We start from the raw sequence: 20097 nt of genomic DNA on the forward strand, positions 1-20097 counted from the left end.
TCAAGGCCCGGTCAAAGCCGATTCCCGAAAGCGGCTTTCTTCCTTTTCCCGACGTTCCGTCCCTACTCTGCCGGCTTGCGACCCGTCACCGCCTGCCAGACCGCCGGGACGGCCCGCGTCAGGACCGGCAGCAGGGCCAGCCCCAGCGCCAGACCGAAGATCCCGTCCATCGCCGCCTTGGCGATCCAGGTCAACGCCGGCTCGACCGTCCCGGGCCCCGCAGCGCCCACGATTTCCGATATGTGGATGATCAGGTGGTCCAGACCGCCAAAGCCCAGCTCGGCAAAGCCGTGCAGGATGATGTTGCCGCCCACCCACAGCATCGCGGCCGTGCCGACGATGGTCAGAAATTTCATGAAGGGCGGCATGACGCGCACAAGGCCCCGGCCGAAGCGCTGCATTATCCCGGTCCGCGCATGGGTCGCCAGGTGCAGCCCGATATCGTCCGCCTTCACGATCAGCGCGACGGACCCATAGACGGCCGCGGTGATGCCCACCGCCACGACGGCCAGGGTCAGCGCCTCCATCCAGATCGGCCCGTCCGGGATCGCCGCCAGCGCGATGGTCATGATCTCGGCCGACAGGATGAAGTCGGTCTTGATGGCGCCGGCCGCCTTCGTCTCCTCCAGGTGGGCCGGATCGCCTTCCGCGTCCTCGGGGAACACTGCAGGTTCCGGCCCGTGGTGCCAGGCGTGGTGGATCTTTTCCGCCCCCTCGAAGCACAGATAGCAGCCGCCCAGCATCAGCAGCGGGGCAATCGCCCAGTCCGCGAAGGCCGACAGCAGCAGCCCGGCCGGCAGCAGGAACACCAGCTTGTTCCGGACCGAACCCTTGGCGATCTTCCATACTATCGGTAATTCCCGCGCGGCAGAAAACCCGTGCAGGTATTTGGGCGCGACCGCGGTATCGTCGATCACGGCGCCTGCGGCCTTGGTCCCCGCCTTCAGCGCCTGTGCCGCGACATCGTCGACCGAGGCCGCCGCCACCTTGGCGATCCCCGCCACGTCGTCCAGCAGTGCCAGCAAACCGCTCATCGCATTCCTCGTTCCAGACAGGGTTCCGTGCCGGGAATCCTAGCGCAGGATCCCCCGGGGACAACCGTTAGCGCCATCTTCACGCCAGGGAAGCACAGGCTTTGCCGACTGCGGCAACCCGTCCTGCCGGATTTCCGCTCAGTTTGCGCTAACATACTCATAACACAGACATTTCACCTTTCAGCAATGCCATGCAGGCGCTATATCCCGGATCAACTTCATTCGACCCATCCGCTTTCGTCAAGGAGTGCGCCCGCATGAGCATCAACGTCGGTATCAACGGATTTGGCCGCATCGGCCGCTGCACGCTGTCCCATATCGCGTCGAGCGGCCGCAACGACATCAACGTGATCAAGGCCAATGCCACCGGCCCGATCGAGACGGCCGCCCACCTGATGCGCTATGACAGCGTCCACGGCCGCTATGGCGACCAGATCCGCATTAACGGCAACACGATGGACCTGGGCCGCGGCGAGATCGAGATGTTCTCGACCTACGACCCCGCCGAACTCGACTGGTCCGGCTGCGACGTGGTGCTGGAATGCACGGGCAAGTTCAACGACGGCGCCAAGGCCAGCGTGCACCTGGAACGCGGCGCCAAGTCGGTGCTGATCTCGGCCCCGGCCAAGAACGTCGACAAGACCATCGTCTACGGCGTCAACGACGGCCTGCTGACCGCCGGTGACAAGATGATCTCGAACGGGTCCTGCACCACCAACTGCCTGGCGCCGCTGGCCAAGGTCCTGGACGAGGCGATCGGCATCGAATCCGGCGTCATGACCACGATCCACTCCTATACCGGCGACCAGCCCACCCTGGACCGCCGCCACAAGGACCTCTACCGCGCCCGCGCGGCCGCCATGGCGATCATCCCCACCACGACCGGCGCCGCCAAGGCCTTGGGCGAGGTGCTGCCATCGCTGCAAGGCAAGCTCGACGGCTCGTCGCTCCGGGTGCCGACGCCCAACGTGTCCTGTGTCGACCTGACCTTCTATGCCGGCAAGGACGTCACCGCCGAAGACGTGAACGAGATCGTCCGCGAAGCCGTCGCCGGCGAGATGGGCCGCGTCATGGCCTATGACCCGGAACAGAAGGTCTCCATCGACTTCAACCATACCGAGGAAAGCTCGATCTTCGCGCCCGACCAGACCCGTGTCGTCGGCAAGCGCATGGTCCGCGTCCTGGCCTGGTACGACAACGAATGGGGCTTCTCGTGCCGGATGGCCGACGTGGCCGTCGCCATGGGCCGCCTGCAGGCGTAAGCCGTCATTCCGGAACGGATCGAACGGGGCGCCTTGCCGCCCCGTTTTTCATGCGCCATGGTCGCCCCGACATGACCAATCAGCTTGCCCTGGCTCTCGGCCTCCTGATCGTCGCCGCCCTGATCGGCGACATCTCCGTCTATGGGGACGAACATATCGTCTTCCTGGGCAAGAAGCTCTACGCCCTCATCGACTGGCTGGCCTTCTGGCGCTGATGACATCTGGCCGGTGCCGCCCCCACGCGCCCAGCCTCTGCTTCGGAGATGCGGTCATTGTGGGATTTGCGCCCTGATCGAAGGTTGGCGCAGGCTGACCTGGTTTCTGACCAGGGGGAATGGCCGAGGAAGTCCCCTGCAGGACTGGATGTCTCGTTGTCGGCGACGGCAGTCGCGCATTGTCGATCCGGACAGGCAGATCGTGTCCGAAGCGACGGTGGAGAGCCATTCGGGCATGATCGCCGATGCTCTGGTGCCCTTTCGGGATGGCCTGGAGATCCTGGGCCTGGAAGCGGGCCGATGTCGGAACGGCTGGCCCGCGGCCTGCTGGCCGCAGGGTTTTCCCTGACACAGATGGAGACGCGCCGGGTCGCCCCCGACCGTGCGGCCCAGATGGACAAGACCCGCCGCAACGATGCGCGCGGGATCGTCAGGCTCCTGCGGCTGGGCTGGTTCCGTCCGGTCCGCCTGACGAGAGCCATGAAGCGCGCCAGAGGCGCCTGGTCGATGTCGGCTCGCAAGTCCCTGCAGGGGCGCCCGGTCGATGCCGGGAACAGCCTGCGAGGCCCGGCTCGCGCGGCTTTGGTCTGCGGCCCGGGCGGGTCCTGCGCAGGCGGTGGGACGCAGAGATCCGGGACCTGATCTAGGGGCATCCTGGCCTTGCGATTGCCCTGTCCCCGCGGATCGCAGGGCGCGAGAGTCTGCGCCCCGCCGTCGGGGAACCGACCGCCCGGGTTCGGGAAGAAGTGTCGAACGATCCGGTGTGCCAAAGGCCGATGACGGCGCCGGGGGCCATTCCTGCTTGGCCCCGTCGTGGCGCCGACCTCTGTGGCAACGATTGACGATCCGGCGCGGTTCCGGTCCCCGAAGCAGGGGGGCGCCTGCGCAGGCCTCACGCCGCACCGCTGCCGGTCCGGCGAACGGGACCGGGCGGGGACGCTCGCCAGATGCGGCGCCCCTGCCCTGCGGGTGGCACCGTTCGAGGCGGCGAATGCGATGCGGGTCCAGGTCGAGACGCCGGTTCCCGCTCCCCTCGATCCGCAGGGCGCGCCCTGTCAGATTGGCATCTGCAACCCGACCTCGACCACCCGGTCCCGTGGCAGGTGGTAATAGTCGCTCGTATCCGTCGCCAGACGCGAGACCAGGACATAGATCCGCGCCTGCCACAGGGGCAGGCCGACATGGGCCTCGGCCACCAGCTTGCGGCGGCTGACGAAGAAAGTGGTCTTCATACCCTCCATCTTCAGCCCCTGCTTGCGGCAGACATTCAGCGCACGGGTCACGTTCGGCGTCTGCATGAATCCGTAGCGGATCCGGACCTTGGTGAAACGATCGTCGATCTTCTCGATCACCGCGCGGCGTTCGTCCGGGACATGGGGCTCGTCCATTGTCTGGAACGTCATGACGACGACATGTTCGTGCAGAACATAGTTGTGCTTCAGATTGTGCAGCAGTGCCGGCGGCGTGACCGTCGGGTCGCCGGTCAGGAAGATCGCCGTGCCCGGCGCCGTCAGGACCTGCCGCGCCTCGATCTGGGGCACGAATTCGTCCAGGGGCACGGTCCGGTCCTGGTCGCGCTGGTACAGGTACCTGGTCCCGCGGTGCCAGATCCACATCGTCACGAACAGCACCATCGCCAGCATGACCGGGACATAACCGCCATCCGGCAGCTTCAGCAGGTTGGCCGACAGGAAACACATCTCGACACACAGAAGCGGCAGGCAGATCGCGGCAGCCGCGGCCTTGGTCCAGTTCCAGACCCGGGTCAGCATGACGAAGGCCAGCGCCGTGGTCACCACCATGGTTCCCGACACCCCAATTCCATAGGCCGCGGCCAGCGCATCCGACGACCGGAACGACAGGACGAGGATCAGAACCCCCGCCAGCAGCATCCAGTTGATGGCGGGCAGATAGATCTGGCCGGTGGAATGCTCGGATGTATGCCGGATCTCGAACCGGGGCAGCAGACCCAGCTGGATCGCCTGCCGGGTCATGGAAAAGGCCCCCGTGATCACCGCCTGGCTGGCGATGACCGTGGCGACCGTGGCCAGCCCGACCAGCGGCGGCAGCAGCCAGGTGGGCACCAGCAGGAACAGCGGGTTCTTCAGGGCGGCCGGATCGTCCAGCACCAGCGCGCCCTGGCCCAGATAGTTCAGGACCAGCGACGGGAAGATCAGCAGGAACCAGGCCAGCTGGATCGGCTTGCGCCCGAAATGGCCCAGGTCGGCATAAAGCGCCTCGGCCCCTGTCACGGCCAGGAAGACCGCGCCCAGCACGACGAAGCCCACGGTGCCCTGTTCGGCGACGAAGGCCACGGCATGGAACGGATCGAAGGCCAGCAGGACCTGCGGCTTGTGCACCATCTGGGCCAGCCCCGTCCCCGCCAGCGTCAGGAACCAGACCGCGGTGATCGGCCCGAACCAGGCCGCCAGCCCGCCCGATCCGCGCTTCTGGACGAAGAACAGACCAACCAGGATCCCCACTGCGATGGGCAGGATCCAGTCGTCCATGTCCGGGTGGATCAGTTCCAGCCCCTCGACCGCGGAAAGGACCGAAATCGCCGGCGTGATGATCGCATCGCCAAAGAACAGCGAGGCGCCGACGACACCCAGGAAGAATATCAGCCCGGCCCGCCGCGCGCGGGTCTGGACCAGCGCATAAAGCGACAGGATCCCGCCTTCGCCCTGGTTGTCCGCACGCAGCAGGAACAGCACGTATTTCAGGCCGACGATCAGGATCAGCGCCCAGATCAGCAGCGACACGACGCCCAGAATCTCGGCTTCGGTCACGCCATCCCGGGCTGCGGGGCGAAGCGCCTCGCGGAAAGCGTAAAGCGGGCTGGTTCCGATATCGCCATAGACGACGCCCACCGCGCCCAGGGCCAGCCACCAGGTGCCGTGTCCCTTCTTGGCGTCCTCTTCGACAAAGCCGTCGTCAAACAGCGGGTCGCTGTCGGTCGGGCCGGGACCCAGCGGCGGTTCGGGAACCGGATCCCTGGGGTCGCGGGACGGGGGCGTCTGGGTCGACATCGATACGCTCGCATAACCGGCACAAGCACCCGGCGCACGACCGTGGCTGGCCGGCCGCCTGGGTCGCGCCGCCAACCTAGTCCAAGGTCCCCAACCGTCAAACCGCGCAATGCGTCCGGCCCGGGACGACCTGTCGCGTGATGCCCGCGGGCCACGCTGGCAGCCCGTCCGCACCCGCCCCCCCATTGGCGCATTCCGCGACCTGCCCTAATGTCACGCAACCGGGGCCCATGGTGCGCGCCCCGTGGTGTGGGACAGGTAAAGATGAGCAAGCTGGACACATTCGGGCGTGCATTGCTGGAACGCCCCCTCTGGCTGGCGGCGGTGGTCATCGTGTCGGTGCTGGGGCTTCCGCTTGTGGTCTGGCTGGACCTCGAGGAGATGTCGGAAATCTCGCTCTATCACCAGGCCGAGAACATCCACCGCATCGTCAACACGATGAGCCAGTACTACGACGACAACGTGATCTCTCGGGTCGACACGGCCACGGGGCAGGTCGTGTCGGTCCACAATTTTCGCGACGTGCCGAACGCCATTCCGCTGTCGGCCACCTTTTCCATCGAACTGGGCAAGATGATCAGCCAGTTGGAAGGCGGCGCCGACTTCCGTTTCGTGTCCGACCTGCATTTCGATCACCGCACCTCGCACAAGCTGACCGATTTCGAGGAACGCGCGCTGACCCATTTCCGAGCCGATCCCGAAGATCACCATTCCATGGTCGAGGAATCCGGCAACCTGCTCAGCCATTCGCTGTCGCTGGCGACACCGGTCCTGATGGAGGGCGATTGCGTCGCATGCCACAACAGCCACCCGGGCAGCCCCAAGACCGACTGGAAGGTGGGCGACGTCCGCGGGCTTCAGGTGATCACGGTCAGCCAGCCCGTGGCGCTGAACATCTGGTCCTTCCGCTTCATCCTGATCTACATCCTGGTCGCGGGCACCATCGGTGCGCTGGTCGCCATGGTGCAGTTCCGGCTGGCCCGGACCTATTCCGACATGAACAGCGAACTGGCCCAGAACAACGCCTTCCTGGCCGAGATTTCCCGCAAGATTTCCAAGTACCTGCCGCCACAGGTCTTCCGGTCGATCTTTGCCGGCGAACGCGATGCCGCCATCTCGACCGAGCGCAAGAAGCTGACGGTCTTCTTCTCCGACATCAAGGACTTCACCTCGACCAGCGAAGGGCTTCAACCCGAGGAACTCACCCGGATCCTGAACGAATACTTCACCGAGATGACGCGCATTGCCGAACATCACGGGGCCACCATCGACAAGTTCATCGGCGATGCCATCGTGGCCTTCTTCGGCGACCCCGCCTCCATGGGCGTGGCCGAGGACGCGCGCGCCTGCGTGCGCATGGCACTGGAGATGCAGGCCCGCATGCGAGAACTGGAAGGCAAGTGGAAGGACCGCGGCATCGACCGGCCCTTCCGGATCCGGATCGGCATCAACACCGGCTTTTGCAACGTGGGCAATTTCGGGTCCGACGACCGTATGGATTACACCATCATCGGGGCCGAGGTGAACCTGGCCGCCCGTCTGGAAAGCCAGGCCGAACCCGGCGGGATCGTGATGAGTTCGGAAACCTATGCCTATGTCCGCGATTTCGTGCCGGGAACGCAGATGGACCAGGTGTCGATGAAAGGGATCTCAAGACCGGTGCATCCCTACAAGGTCGACATGGACCGTCTGGGCGTCGCCCGCCCGCCCGTCGACCTGGCCGAAGACGGCACCCGCATGGTGATCGACCTGACCAAGGTCGACGCGGTCACGCGGGAAAAGCTGGAAAGCGCGGTGGCGGGCCTTCTCGCCCCGGGCAAGGTCGCGCCGGACCCGGCAGAATAACCGCGCGGCAGATCCCGCCCGCCTCTCCCGGATGCGGGGTGGCGGGCCTTGATCGGTCGGGCATCGCTTGTATCGTTGACCTTGATGCCGCGGGACAAGCGGTGCCGAGTCGGTCCGCCGGGAAGAGGAGCCCGGTCCCGCCAGCGCCTGGGTCCCGCCCCGTGAACCGGCCGGAAGCGCCGGACGGGTCTGCCCGCCGGGGTCCACCGGAAGGGCGCGGTACGACCTGCGGTTCGGGCGCAACGGGCGCCGGACCCCCAATGGGAGGAGAGACCCGTGCTGAGAACCAGCCTGATGGCAGGCGTGCTTGCGCTTGCGCCCTTGGCCGCCATGGCCGAAACCATCACCGCCACCGTCGTCGCCGGCCACCCGCCTGTCTTCCGCTGGGTGCGCGTGCTGCCCGAAGTCTTCGAACCGGCCGTGAACGCGGCCCTTGAAGGCAGCGGATACGACGTGGCCTTCGACAACCAGTTCGGCGGTGCCATCGCCAAGGTGGGCGAGGAACTGGAAACCGTGGGCGAAGGCCTGGCCGAGATCGGGACGATCCAGGCGCTGTTCGATCCGGCGAAGCTGGCGATCCAGAACGTCACCTACTACACCCCCTTCGTCACCGCCGATCCCCGTGCGATACAGGAGTTGATGGGCAAGCTGCACCTTGAGGCCGAAGGCATGCAGCAGGCCTATGACGACGAAAACATCGTCTATCTGGGCGCCCCCACCGTCATCGACGACTACCTGCTGATGACAAATTTCCCGGTCAATTCCATGGCCGACCTGGAAGGACGGCGGATCGCGGCCCCGGGTGCTGCGGTGAACTGGCTGTCCGGCACAGGGGCCGTCGGCGTGTCGGGAAACCTGACAACCTACTACAACGAGATCCAGACTGGCGTTTATGACGGCGTGCTGGTCTTCGCCTCGGCCGCCCTGCCCGGCAAGCTTTACGAGGTCGCGCCCTACATCACCAAGCTGGGCCTTGGCGCCCAGTTCGCGGGCGTGATCGGCGCCAACAAGGACTGGTACGACGGCCTGCCCGAAGAGGTGCAGCAGGCGCTTCGCACCGGCGCCGATGCGGCGGCCGACTGGTACATGGCTGACCTTGAGGCCTTCGTGGATGTGGCCTTCACCAAGATGGCCGAAGCCGGCGCCACGATCACCGAGGCCAGCCCCACCATGCGCGCCGAATGGGCGACCAACATGGACAACGTGGCCAGGACCTGGGCCGCGCAGCTGGATGGCCAGGGTCTGCCCGCAACCGCGATGCTGAAGACCTACATGGACGGGATGCGCGCAGCCGGTGCCACGCCGCTGCGGGACTGGGACAAGGAATGACATCGGGAATGATCCTTGCCTCCCGGATCCTCGACGGCGTGACGCAGGGGCTGAACATTGTCGGTTCAGCCCTGATCGTCGGGCTGATGGCGATCATCGGCGCCGACGTGATCGGCCGCGGCGTCTTCGGGACGCCCCTGCCGGGCGTGCCGGAAATGGTCAGCCTGTCCATCGTCGCCATCGTGTTCCTGCAGATCCCGGCCGCCATGCGCGGCGGCCGGCTGACCCGGTCGGATGCCGTCATCGACCGCCTGGCCGCCGCCCGCCCCGGTCTAACCCGCTGGATCGAGACGGCCTTCGACCTGACCGCCATCTTCATCATCTGGGTCATCGTCTCGTCTACATGGCCGCTGTTCGAACGGTCCTGGCGGCGGGGCGATTTCGTCGGCGCCATCGGCGATTTCACCGCGCCTACATGGCCGGTGAAGTTCATCATCATGCTGGGCTGTTCGGTCATGATCCTGCAATTCGCGGCCCGCATCCTGCGCCGCTTCCTGTCCGATGGGGAACAGCCCGCGTGACCCCGTTCGAGATCGGCCTGATCGCGCTTGCCGCCATGGGGGTGCTGGTCCTTATGGGCCTCTGGGTCCCTATCGCGCTGATGGTCTGGTCCTTCGGCGGCGTCTGGGCGATCCGCGGCAATGCCACGCTGGCCGGCAAGATGCTGGCCCTGTCGGCCAACGACACACTGCAAAGCTATTACTTCGGGGTCGTGCCCCTGTTCGTCCTGATGGGTTTCGTCGTTTCGGAATCGGGCATGGGCCGCGATGCCTATGACGTGGCCAACACGGTCTTTCGCCGGATCCGCGGCGGGCTGGGTCTGGGCACCGTCGGCGCCAACGCGATCTTTGCCGCGATCACCGGCATCTCCATCGCATCGGCCGCCGTCTTCACCCGCATCGCCGTGCCCCAGATGCTGCGCCACGGCTATACCGCGCGTTTCGCCGTGGGGGTCGTGGCGGGGTCCAGCGTTCTTGGCATGCTGATCCCGCCCTCGCTTCTGCTGATCCTCTACGGCGTGATCACGGAACAGAGCATCGGCCACCTGTTTCTGGCCGGCGTCGGACCCGGGCTGCTTCTGGCCTGCGTTTTCGGCATCGGCGTCGTCCTGGCCGCAACCTTCCTGCCGACGAGGGTCCAGCCCGGCCGCATGGACGGGGACGAGATTGCGGGCCTGCCCCCACGCGAGATGCTGATCAAGGGGCTCCCCATCGCGCTGCTGATCGTCTTCGTCCTGGGCGGCATCTACGGCGGCTGGTTCACACCGGTCGAGGCGGGCGCCATGGGGGCCATCGGCGCGCTGGTCATCGGTTTCGCGAAACGGTCGCTGTCGCTGGCCGGTCTCTGGCGGATCCTCGTCGAAACCGGCCTTGTGACGGCGGCCGTCTGCTTTCTGATCATCGCGGCGCAGATGTACGGCAAGATGCTGGCCTTTTCGGGCATTCCCGCGGGGTTCGGGGAACTGGCAGCCCACGCCAACCTTGGCCTTATGGGTCTGATGATCCTCTACATCGCCATCGTGGTGGTGATGGGCATGATCCTCGATTCCTCCTCGATCATGCTGATCCTCGTCCCGATCATGCTGCCGGTCCTTGCGCCGATGAATGTGGACCTGATCTGGTTCGGCATCGTCACCGTCATCGCGATCGAGATCGGGCTACTGACCCCGCCCTTCGGCCTGTCGGTCTATGTCATCAAGTCGACGCTGGACGACCCCACCATCACGCTTGGCGACATCTTCGCCGGCGCCTTTCCCTTCGCGCTGATGATGCTTCTGGTGCTGGCGCTCGTCATCGCCTTCCCCGTCATCGCCACCGGACTTCTGTAAGGAGTGACCCCATGCCCCGCAAATTCATCGACATCTCGGTCGCGCTGGAGGCCGGCATCGCCTCGGACCCGCCGATGGCCCTGCCAGAGATCGACTATATTCCCCATTCCGATTCGGCCGACCAGATCCTGGCCTTCTTCCCGGGCCTGAAAAGGGAAGACCTGCCGGGCGGCGAGGGCTGGGCGGTCGAACAGCTGCGCGTGTCGACCCACAACGGCACCCATATCGACGCCCCCTATCACCATCATTCGACGATGAACGGCGGCGAACGCGCCTGGACCATCGACGAGGTGCCGCTGGAATGGTGCTTCAATCCCGGCGTGAAACTGGACTTCCGCCACCTGCCCGACGGCTATGTCTGCACGGCGGCGGATGTGGAGGCAGAGCTGAAGCGTATCGGCCACGAATTGCAGCCCCTCGACATCGTCGTCGTGAACACGGCCGCGGGCGACCGATACGGCCAGCCCGACTATGTCGGCCGCGGCTGCGGCATGGGGCGCGAGGCAACGCTTTACCTTCTGGAACGCGGCGTGCGGGTGACCGGCACGGATGCATGGAGCTGGGATGCCCCCTTCCTCTTCACCGCCCAGAAATTCGCGGAAACCCACGACCCGTCGATCATCTGGGAAGGCCACCGCGCCTCGATGGAGATCGGATATTCCCATATCGAGAAGCTGTCGAACTTGGACAAGCTGCCGGATACGGGCTTCACCGTCTCGTGCTTCCCGTTCAAGATCAAGGGCGCCTCGGCCGGGTTCTGCCGTGCCGTCGCCATCATCGAGGAATAGACCCATGCGCCTTGCCACTGTCGAGATTGCCGGCGAAATCGCGGGCGCGCCCCGCGTCGTCGCCCTTCGCGAAGACGACCTGCTGCTGGATCTGGCGGCCGAGGCCGCGGCCCGCGGCGAAAGCACGGCCGCCTTCGCCGACATGCTGACCCTGATCCATGCCGGAGACGCCGGACTGGATCATGCGCGCGCCCTGCTGGACGGTCACGCGAAAAGCGCCCCCCTTGACCCGAACGCCGTCCACTACCTGCCGCCGATCCTGCCGGTACAGTACCGCGACTGCCTGGTGTTCGAGGAGCACCTGGCCAATTGCCTGGCCGCTTTCGAGAAGATGGGTGGCGCCAAGGGCGCGATCCCGCCGGTCTGGTACGATCAGCCGATCTATTACAAGGGCAACCGGCTGTCCTTCATCGGCCATGGGTCGGACGTGATCTGGCCCTCCTATGCCGAATTCCTGGACGTGGAACTGGAACTGGCCATCGTCCTGAAGAAGAAGGGCAAGGACATTCGCCCGGAGGAGGCCCAGGATTACATCTTCGGCTACACGATCCTGAACGACGTCTCGGCCCGCGACGCGCAGTCGAAGGAAATGCCGGGCCAGCTGGGCCCGGCCAAGGGCAAGGATTTCGACACCGGCAACATCCTGGGCCCCTATATCCTGACGGCGGACGAGGTCGCTCACCCCGTGGCGCTGGACATGGAGCTGAGGGTGAACGGCGAACGCTGGGGTGGCGGCAATTCCGGCCAGATGCAGCACGATTTCGGTGCGATCCTGGCCCATATGTCGGCCTCCGAAACGCTTTACCCCGGCGAGGTGATCGGTTCCGGCACCGTCGGCACAGGCTGCGGTCTGGAACTGGGCCGCCGCCTGGCCCCCGACGACGAGTTCGAGCTGGAGATCGAGAAGATCGGCACGCTGATGAACCGGATCGTGAAGCCCTGAGCGGCCGGCGGTGCGTGCAGAGCGCGCATTCCGCGATCTGCCCCGGAAAGGGGCCCGTGCCCCTTGCCGCGTCCGTCGGATGCCTCCGGCGGGAGGTATTTGGGAAGAGAAGAAACCGGGAACGCCCCCTGACTTCTTTGATCTCCAAATATCCTCGGGGGGAGCCCGCAGGGCGTGGGGGGCAGAGCCCCCCGCGTCAGTCACGGAAGGTACAACGCGCAGGACGGGATTTACCCGGCCGTCCCCGTCCCCACCGTCACGAATGCTCTTCCGCAGCAGTCGCCGCCAGCATGCGGTTGTAGGCCTTCAGGGCATCGATGTGAAACAGCGCGCCGATGGGGTCCGTACCGTCCTTTTCCAGCACAGGCAGGAACGCCACCTCGGCCCGGTCGAAAAGCGGCATCGCGGATTCCAGGGAATCCGAGGCAAGGATCCAGAGCCCCTCCTGAGCCATCTCGCGGCAGCGATCGGGATCGGCGCTTCGGGCCCCGCCCGCAGGCCGCATGACGCCCCCCGCGCGCAGCATCGCCAGCAGATAGGCCTGCGGCCCGGCCGCCAGGTGCACGCCGCGACGTTCCAGCTGGGTCAGGAAGAAGGACCGGTGCACCAGGCGCGTACTGATCGCGGTCGACATCGACACCGCCAGCATCACCGCAAGCCCGATCTCCCAGTCGCCGGTCAGTTCGAACACAATCAGCGTGGTCGAGATGGGCGCGCCCAGAACCGCCGCCGCCACCGCCCCCATGCCGGCAAAGGCATAGAGCGTACTATTGCCCGACACGTCGGGCAGGACGCCCGTCGCCACCAGCCCGAAGGCCAGGCCAGTCAGGGCACCGATCATCAGGGATGGAGAGAAGACGCCACCGCCCATGTGGCCGCCGAAGGTGATCGCCACCGCGATGACCTTGATCACCGTGAAGATCACCACCTCCGACAGGTGGAAATCGCCCGACAACGCGCGGACCGTCGTCTCGTAGCCCACGCCGATGATGTGCGGATAGAAGATCGCGATGGCGCCCAGCAGCGCGCCGGAAATCCCGGGCCGAAGCCAGCGCGGCAGTCCGATCCGGCGCTGGGTCGCCGAAGCCACGTCCTCGGCCAGGAAGATCGACCGGATCAGGATCACGGCGACGATGCCCGACACCACGCCCAGCAGAAGGAAGGCGGGGAGTTCGACGTAGAACTGCAGAGAAACCGATTCCGCGAGCGCGAATTCCACGTTGTTGCCCAGGCCGATCCGCGTGATCACCGTGCCTGCCACGGATGCGATGACGATAGGCGCGAAGGCATGGACCGCGAAATGGCGCAATACCACCTCGAGCGCAAAAAGGGCGCCGGCGATGGGGGCGTTGAAGCTGGCCGAGACCGCCGCCGCCACCGCGCAGCCCAGAAGGTCGCGCCCCGTGATCCCGTCCGCATCGATCCGGCGGCAGACCCAGGAGGAGATCATGCCGGCGATATGGACCACCGGCCCCTCGCGCCCTGTAGACCCGCCGGAACTGAGCGTGATCAGCGAGGCGAACATCGACGCCACGCCGGCCCGTTTCTCCATCCGGCCGTCATAGAGCGCCGCCCCCTCGATCACGTCCCCCACCGAGCGCACGCGCCCGTCGGGGGTAAAACGGTTCAGAATCAAGCCCACGATCAGACCGCCGACAATGGGCGTCAGAAGGATCGTGTACCAGGGCAGCGTTTCGGCAAAACTGTGCAGGTGGCGGATATTGTCTGTACCGTAGACCCAGCCCTGCAGGTTGATGATGCCCAGCCGGAAGGTCAGCGCGGCAAGGCCCGAGGCCACACCGATGGCCAGGGCGATGAACCAGAACTGCACCTGCCCCGGCCCACGGCGTTGCAAGGTTTCCCAGATGCGGCGCAGTTCCGAAAGACCGTGCTGCAGGCGACGCCGGAGAAGGGAACGGGGCGGGTTGGTCATGATCTCCGGGGACTATGCGGCGCGGGGGTTCATCCGTCTTAGGACAGAAGCCCGCGCCGGGGAAGGCGCCCGGCACGCACCAGCCTGCGGCATGGTGCAAGACCGGGACACATTTCCGCCGATGGCGTCCGCCGCTGCCCCCAGCCAGAGGCGCCGGTCAGGCGCGCAGGCGCAGGCCCCTGGGATCGAAGGGCGGTTCCGCCAGCACCGTGGCTCTGTGGGGCCGTCCCAGGACCATCACCTGGACCTCTGCCCCCGCCTCGACCCCCTTCAGGTAGGCCAGCGCCAGAGACTTGCCCACGCCATAGCCGTAGCCGCCCGAACTGACCCGGCCGACGCCCGCTCCGTTCAGGAAGATCGGTTCTCCGCCGGTCGCATCGGCGCCGGAGGCCGTGACATCGGCATCGTCCAGTGCCAGCATCACCATCCGCTCGCGCGGGGGCTTCTCCATCGTCGCTGCCGCTGCGTCGCGGTTCAGGAAGGGTTTGTCGAGTTTCACCAACTGTTCCAGCGCCACTTCCTGCGGCCAGTATTCCGGCGAATATTCCCGGCCCCAGGACCCATATCCCTTTTCCAGACGCAGGCTCATCAACGCCCGGCTGCCCACGGGGCCGGCGCCGACGGCCTGTCCGGCCTCCAGCAGCGCCGCGTAAAGCGCCGGCTGGTCATCGGCCGAACAGTGCAGTTCCCACCCCAGGTCGCCGGTGAAGGAGACCCGCAGCGCCATGCATTGGAGACCCGCGATTTCGATCCGTTTCGAACGGAAGAAGGGAAAGTCCGCCGTTTCCAGCGAGGTGTTGGTCAGCCTTTGCAGCAAGGCCCGGGATTGCGGACCAGCCACGTTGAAGCCGCAGACAGCATTGGTCAGCGACGTGAAGGTCGTCCCCTTTGGCAGCGCGACTTCGTTGAAGTACCGGCGGTGATAGCGTTCGGCCATGCCGGACCCCAGGATCCAGTACTCATCCTCGGCCAGCCTGGTCACTGTGAAGTCGCCCGCGATCCCGCCGCGGGTGCCGATCAGGGGCGTCAGGCAGGACCTGCCGACCTGGGTCGGCATCTTGTTGGCAAAGACGGCGTCCAGCCACTCTCCCGCGCCCGGGCCCTTCACGCTGTACTTGGCGAAGTTCGAGATATCGATGATGCCCGCAGCCTCGCGCAGCATCCTGGCCTCGCGGCCGACGATGTCCCACCAGGGCTGGCGGGTGAAACCCGCGGTGTCCCTGGTCCCCGGCTCGTCGGCAAAGTAGAGCGGATGTTCCCACCCCGAATTCAGGCCGAAGACAGCGCCCATGCCCTTCTGCATCTCGTAGACCGGGCGCGTGCGGACCGGACGGCCGGCCTCGCGTTCCTCGTTGGGGAAATGGATGGCGAAGCGGTGGGCATATTGGTCCTTCACGCGGGCCTTGGTGAAGGGCACCGTGGCCCAGTCGCCGAAACGGGTCAGGTCCCAGGCGAACATGTCGTATTGGGGCTCGCCCTCGACGATCCATTGCGCCGCCATCAGGCCCAGGCCCCCGGATTGCGAAAAGCCCGGGATGATGCCGCAGACGCAGAAGTAGCCGGGATGTTCCGGCACGGGCCCGTACAGCGCGGAACTGTCCGGCGACCAGATCATCGGTCCGTTGATCACCCGTTTGACCCCGGCGGTACCGGCGGCCGGCACACGCTCGATGGCGCGCATCATGTTGTCTTCGATCCGTTCCAGATCGTCGGCAAAGAGTTCGTGGCCGAAACCCTGGGGCGTCCCGTCCTCGGCCCATAGCCGCACGTCGCGTTCATAGGCGCCGATCAGCAGGCCTTTGCCTTCCTGCCGCAGATAGTACTCGCCATCCCGGTCGGCGATGGACGGCAGGCGGCGGTCCATGGCGGCGATCTCGGGGATGGTTTCGGTCACGAAGTACTGGTGTTCGGTCGGCTGCAACGGCAGGAAGATCCCGGCCAGCGCGGCAACCTCGCGCGCCCAGAGGCCCGCGGCATTGATCACCCAGTCGGTGCGGATCTCTCCTTTCGGCGTTTCCACGATCCATCCGCCTTCCGGCAGCGGCCGAGTGGCGGTCACCGGCGTGAAGCGGTGGATTTCCGCGCCCAGCGCCCGGGCACCCGCGGCATAGGCGTGCGTGACACCGGAAGGGTCCACGTTGCCGCCATCGGGTTCGTACATGATACAGCGGATGCCGTCGAAATCGGCCAGCGGGTGCAGGCGTTCCGCCTCGTCCCGGCCGATCTCGTGAAAATTCATGCCGTAAAGCTTGGCCTTGGCCGCCTGCAGGCGCAGCTGATGTTCGCGCGCCTCGGTCTGGGCCAGGTACAGCGACCCGGCCTGGAAGATGCCGCAACCCTGCCCCGTTTCCTTCTCCAGCTCCTTGTAGAGCGTCATCGTATAGTGCTGGATGCGGGAGATATTGGTGTTGTCGTGCAGACCGTGAATGTTTGCGGCCGCATGCCAGGTCGACCCCGACGTCAGTTCGTCCCGCTCCAGCAGGACGACGTCACGCCAGCCAAGCTTGGCCAGGTGGTAAAGGATGGAACATCCGACAAGACCGCCGCCGATCACGACGGCCTGGGCATGGGTTTTCATGAGATACGGGCCTTTTGGCTGATTTGACCCGACTTTCACCCCTGTGAGCATGTCGGGATCGTCCGATCCCGACATCCCCTGTCGCTTGTCTGCCAGTTCGCGCGGCTGCATCGGCGCGTGGCAGATGCGGCACCGAACCGATGCCGCGCCGGGCTCAGGCCGCGGCGGCTTCCTCGGCCGGGGCGCGCATCGGCTTCAGCGCCGCGCCCCACTTGACCAGTTCATCCAGCAGCGCGTTGGCACCCTGGCTCATCTGTTCGTTGGGGGTCAGGACGCCATCTTCGCCGATGAAGGACGGGAAGAACGGAACCGGCACGGTCCCCGGCAGTGCCACGACCGACAGGTTCGACAGCAGCATCCGCAGTTCCTGCGCCGCGCGCAGACCGCCAGACACGAAGGCATAGCTGACAACGCCTGCGGGCTTGTAGTTCCATTCGCGCGACAGCACCTGCACGGCGTTGATCAGCGAAGCCGGCGGGTAATAGTCGTATTCCGGTGTCACGAAGATGAAGGCGTCGCCATCGGCGATGGCCGCGGCCCAGCGCTTGGTGTGGTCGTGGTGATACTGCTGCATCATCGGGTGGTTCGGTTCGTCCAGCAGCGGCAGTTCGAAATCCGCCAGGTCCAGGACCTCGACCGAGAATCCGCCATGCACTTCGGCTTCCTTGGCAACCCATTCGGCGACCTTCGGACCGGCGCGGCCCGGCCGGGTGGAACCGATGATGATCTTGAGGTTAAGCGACATCTGTCCGCTCCTTGTCTGTTGTGTCCACTTCCGTCGGGCATACCTATTCCGGGCACCGGACCCAGACATTTCGGGCACCGGCGCGTACCGGGGTTCGGTAGCGGTCGGAAACTGTGGTATCCATTCGATACTGGCGCTAACCTAATCATATGCTGCAGCGCCGCAAGACGGCACATTCCGGAAACCGAGGTATCCTCCATGAAACGCCTGCGCACCTCCCTGCCCCAGCACGACGATCCGAAGTGTTCGCCGGTCCGCCACCTGCTCCAGACGGTGGGCAGCAAGTGGTCGATGCTGATCGTCTCGCACCTGGCCGAAGGGCCGAAACGGTTCACCGACCTGAAGCACTCGATCGGGGGGATCACGCAGAAATCACTCACCGCCTCGCTGCGGGATCTGGAGCATAATGGCCTTGTGGAACGGACAGTTACGCCCGTCGTGCCGCCCCGTGTCGACTATAGGTTGACGCCTCTGGGACAGACGCTTCTTGGGCCGCTGCAGGCGCTGACGGACTGGGCCGTGGCAAACGAATGCGCTGTTGCCCAGGCCCGCGCGCGGTTCGAAACCCGGACGTCTGCCGCGTGACCCGCTGGTCAGGACTGACCGTCCTGGCACAGGCCCTGCGCTTCCCTGCACAGGGGAATTGGGCAGAAACCGGGCAGTCGGCCGCGGGGGGGCCCGCACCATGCGGTCGCATGACACCCGGCAAGGCAAGGACTCAGCGGTCGGACCTAGCCATTACAGGCGCAGCCCCGCCCGACCCGGCACGATTTTTCCCGAGAGATGCAGCTGTCGCCGCAGGCCTTCCCCTTCCGGCAGGTCTTGCAACACGATGCGTATTGCACCTGCGCGCCGCCCAGATCGTGCAAGCGCAGGACAAGGTCGCTCATCAGATCGGTCGCCGGCAGCACGGTCGACGTCTGTGGCGCCGCTCCTGCCAGCGACCCCATCAGACAGACCGCGACCGCAATCCCTAAACGTCTCAACCGCATTCCCCACATCCTCCCCTGGATGCAGATATCCTGCAGCGTTAACGAAATATTAATCAATTCAATTCTTGCGATACTTCGCGGAACCGGATGCGCGGGGCGCGCGCGCCCTTCCGGCCTGCGGTTTCCCGGGCGCCGGCCCTACATGCCCGAGCGGTCCAGCCAATCGCGATCCGGGCCATCGGGCACGGCCGCTTCGGCCCGTTCCCTGCAGCGCCGTGCACAGTCACGGGCTGCCGTCTGCAAGATACCTGGACCCGCTTCCGCCAGCTGGTCCAGGGCGACGGCCAGCGCCCGGTGCACCTCGACGCAATGCCCGGCCTCGCGGGCAATCGGGTCGAAGGCAGCCCGGAACATCCGCTCCGGATCCAGCGGCCGGATGTAAAGCCTGTCCCGTTCCGGAAGATCCGCACAGTCGGAGGTATCGGCGGCAATGACCCGGGCCAGCCGCGCCACGACGTCGACGGCCGTGCCGGGATCGTTGATCCCAGGCGACAAAGCCTTCTCCGCCACCTCGGTCAGCAGCGTGACGGCAAAGATCGGGTCTTCATCGAAACTCCTCAGGGGCCGCAGCGGCAGCGCCTGCCGCAGATGTTCCGCATCCGCCTTGCCCAGCTCGCTCACGCCCGACACCCGTGCCAGGACGGTCCCGGCCAGGACGTGATCCCCCACCTGCACCTGCAGCAGGACCCGCGCGTCATGTTGATCGGCCCATTTCTGAAGCATGTCCTCGAAGATCTGCTGCAGATAGCCGTGACAGTCGGACCTCAGCACAGTCCCGGCAGCGTCCCAGTCTCCGTCCCAGTCCGCCGCGTCACGGCCGCCATGACAGGGATGGGCCACGGCCTCGGCCACGGTGGCGCGCGCCTCGTCCTCCAGCGCGTCGAGCGTGGCCGGCAGGCTTCCCAGCCCTTCCAGATGCACGATCCAGCGGATCATGTTGACGACGACCAGCGCCGCGACAAGAATCGTGGCCCCGAACAGCACCACGGTCCCGCGTTCGTCGAAGAAATGGGCCGCCCGCAGGATGATACCGATCAGCGCGAACAGGAACGAACCCACGAAGGTCCCCAGCACGGTATGCACCACCGTGTCCTCGCGCAGCACCAGGTGGGATCGCGGCGTCCAGTTCCCGGCCGCATTGGCCAGTCCCGACGCCATGATCGTCAGCGAGAACGTCGTGACCGCCAGCATGGAACTGGCCAGGACCTGCAGAATCGTGTCGACCGCATCGGCACCGATCTTGAAGCCCAGATCCTCGGGGATGAACGGCTCCAGCGCTATGGCAATGCCCAGCACCGCGACCGAGGCCACGGCATAAAGGATCACACGCACGTAGATCCGTCGCGAGATCTGTATCGCCGTCCGAAGCAGGGACCTTAGCATCAGAACCGTCCTCCGCGACGACCTGGGCGGCCGGGGCCACCTCTTTCCTGCGCAGCACCTGGCCGCAGCTGTGAAATGCCTCCGGCGGGAGGTATTTGGAAAGAGAAGAAGGGGCCCGCGCGCCCGGACTTCTTCTCTTCAAAAATACCTCCGGGGGAGCCCGCCCGGCACGGGCGGGCGGGGGCAGAGCCCC

At 65.9% G+C, this 20097-nt stretch carries 17 protein-coding genes; 11 read left to right on the top strand and 6 right to left on the bottom strand.

Annotated elements, in window-relative coordinates; translation table 11 throughout:
* Positions 1–62: 62 nt before the first annotated feature.
* Positions 63–1034, bottom strand: a complete 972-nt coding sequence (locus FQK05_RS01945; protein WP_158964050.1) for a DUF808 domain-containing protein — start codon at positions 1032–1034, stop codon at positions 63–65.
* 257 nt (positions 1035–1291) lie between these two features.
* On the opposite strand from FQK05_RS01945, the gene gap reads away from it, so the two are divergent.
* The 4 genes from gap (at position 1292) to FQK05_RS26455 (ending at position 3621) form a co-directional block, all read left to right on the top strand.
* Positions 1292–2296 carry a type I glyceraldehyde-3-phosphate dehydrogenase gene (gene gap / locus FQK05_RS01950; RefSeq protein ID WP_158964052.1) on the top strand — a complete coding sequence of 335 codons (1005 nt, stop codon included), beginning with the start codon at positions 1292–1294 and terminating at the stop codon, positions 2294–2296.
* Positions 2297–2367: 71 nt separating this feature from the next.
* Positions 2368–2511 carry a hypothetical protein gene (locus tag FQK05_RS25805; protein WP_199252577.1) on the top strand — a complete coding sequence of 48 codons (144 nt, stop codon included), beginning with the start codon at positions 2368–2370 and terminating at the stop codon, positions 2509–2511.
* 300 nt (positions 2512–2811) lie between these two features.
* Entirely contained in the window at positions 2812–3153 is a 342-nt protein-coding gene (locus FQK05_RS01955) for a hypothetical protein (RefSeq protein ID WP_158964054.1), read from the top strand.
* Between the two features lie 171 nt (positions 3154–3324).
* Positions 3325–3621, top strand: coding sequence for a transposase (locus tag FQK05_RS26455; protein WP_407644480.1), 297 nt, complete (start codon positions 3325–3327; stop codon positions 3619–3621).
* Here FQK05_RS26455 and FQK05_RS01965 read toward each other — a convergent pair.
* Entirely contained in the window at positions 3567–5540 is a 1974-nt protein-coding gene (locus FQK05_RS01965) for a potassium transporter Kup (RefSeq protein WP_158964058.1), read from the bottom strand. The genes FQK05_RS26455 and FQK05_RS01965 overlap by 55 nt on opposite strands.
* A gap of 264 nt (positions 5541–5804) precedes the next feature.
* Between FQK05_RS01965 and FQK05_RS01970 the strand changes: the two genes are divergently transcribed.
* The 6 genes from FQK05_RS01970 (at position 5805) to FQK05_RS01995 (ending at position 12273) form a co-directional block, all read left to right on the top strand.
* Complete coding sequence (locus tag FQK05_RS01970) at positions 5805–7385, top strand: adenylate/guanylate cyclase domain-containing protein (protein ID WP_158964060.1); 1581 nt, start codon at positions 5805–5807, stop codon at positions 7383–7385.
* A gap of 276 nt (positions 7386–7661) precedes the next feature.
* A complete protein-coding gene (locus tag FQK05_RS01975) occupies positions 7662–8714 on the top strand; it encodes a C4-dicarboxylate TRAP transporter substrate-binding protein (RefSeq protein WP_233270325.1) in 1053 nt (350 codons plus the stop codon).
* A gap of 8 nt (positions 8715–8722) precedes the next feature.
* Positions 8723–9235 carry a TRAP transporter small permease subunit gene (locus tag FQK05_RS01980; RefSeq protein WP_158964062.1) on the top strand — a complete coding sequence of 171 codons (513 nt, stop codon included), beginning with the start codon at positions 8723–8725 and terminating at the stop codon, positions 9233–9235.
* On the top strand, positions 9232–10542 hold the full coding sequence (locus FQK05_RS01985) for a TRAP transporter large permease (RefSeq protein ID WP_158964064.1): 1311 nt from the start codon (positions 9232–9234) through the stop codon (positions 10540–10542). Before FQK05_RS01980 ends, FQK05_RS01985 begins: the two co-directional genes overlap by 4 nt.
* An 11-nt stretch (positions 10543–10553) precedes the next feature.
* Positions 10554–11330, top strand: a complete 777-nt coding sequence (locus tag FQK05_RS01990; protein ID WP_158964066.1) for a cyclase family protein — start codon at positions 10554–10556, stop codon at positions 11328–11330.
* Between the two features lie 4 nt (positions 11331–11334).
* A complete protein-coding gene (locus tag FQK05_RS01995) occupies positions 11335–12273 on the top strand; it encodes a fumarylacetoacetate hydrolase family protein (RefSeq protein WP_158964068.1) in 939 nt (312 codons plus the stop codon).
* 256 nt (positions 12274–12529) lie between these two features.
* On the opposite strand, the gene FQK05_RS02000 is transcribed toward FQK05_RS01995, so the two are convergent.
* From FQK05_RS02000 to FQK05_RS02010, 3 genes are all read right to left on the bottom strand, one after another.
* Positions 12530–14206: a chloride channel protein gene (locus FQK05_RS02000; RefSeq protein WP_158964070.1), complete on the bottom strand. Its 1677-nt coding sequence runs from the start codon at positions 14204–14206 to the stop codon at positions 12530–12532.
* A 157-nt stretch (positions 14207–14363) separates the two neighbouring features.
* A complete protein-coding gene (locus FQK05_RS02005) occupies positions 14364–16784 on the bottom strand; it encodes a GcvT family protein (protein ID WP_158964072.1) in 2421 nt (806 codons plus the stop codon).
* 154 nt (positions 16785–16938) lie between these two features.
* Positions 16939–17529 carry an NADPH-dependent FMN reductase gene (locus FQK05_RS02010; protein WP_158964074.1) on the bottom strand — a complete coding sequence of 197 codons (591 nt, stop codon included), beginning with the start codon at positions 17527–17529 and terminating at the stop codon, positions 16939–16941.
* A 198-nt stretch (positions 17530–17727) separates the two neighbouring features.
* Between FQK05_RS02010 and FQK05_RS02015 the strand changes: the two genes are divergently transcribed.
* Entirely contained in the window at positions 17728–18114 is a 387-nt protein-coding gene (locus tag FQK05_RS02015) for a winged helix-turn-helix transcriptional regulator (protein WP_158964076.1), read from the top strand.
* Between the two features lie 545 nt (positions 18115–18659).
* Here the strand turns inward: FQK05_RS02015 and FQK05_RS02020 are convergent.
* On the bottom strand, positions 18660–19904 hold the full coding sequence (locus FQK05_RS02020; protein ID WP_158964078.1) for a DUF2254 domain-containing protein: 1245 nt from the start codon (positions 19902–19904) through the stop codon (positions 18660–18662).
* Positions 19905–20097: the final 193 nt, after the last annotated feature.

It is taken from the genome of Chachezhania sediminis, assembly GCF_009765275.1.
Classification (GTDB): domain Bacteria; phylum Pseudomonadota; class Alphaproteobacteria; order Rhodobacterales; family Rhodobacteraceae; genus Chachezhania; species Chachezhania sediminis.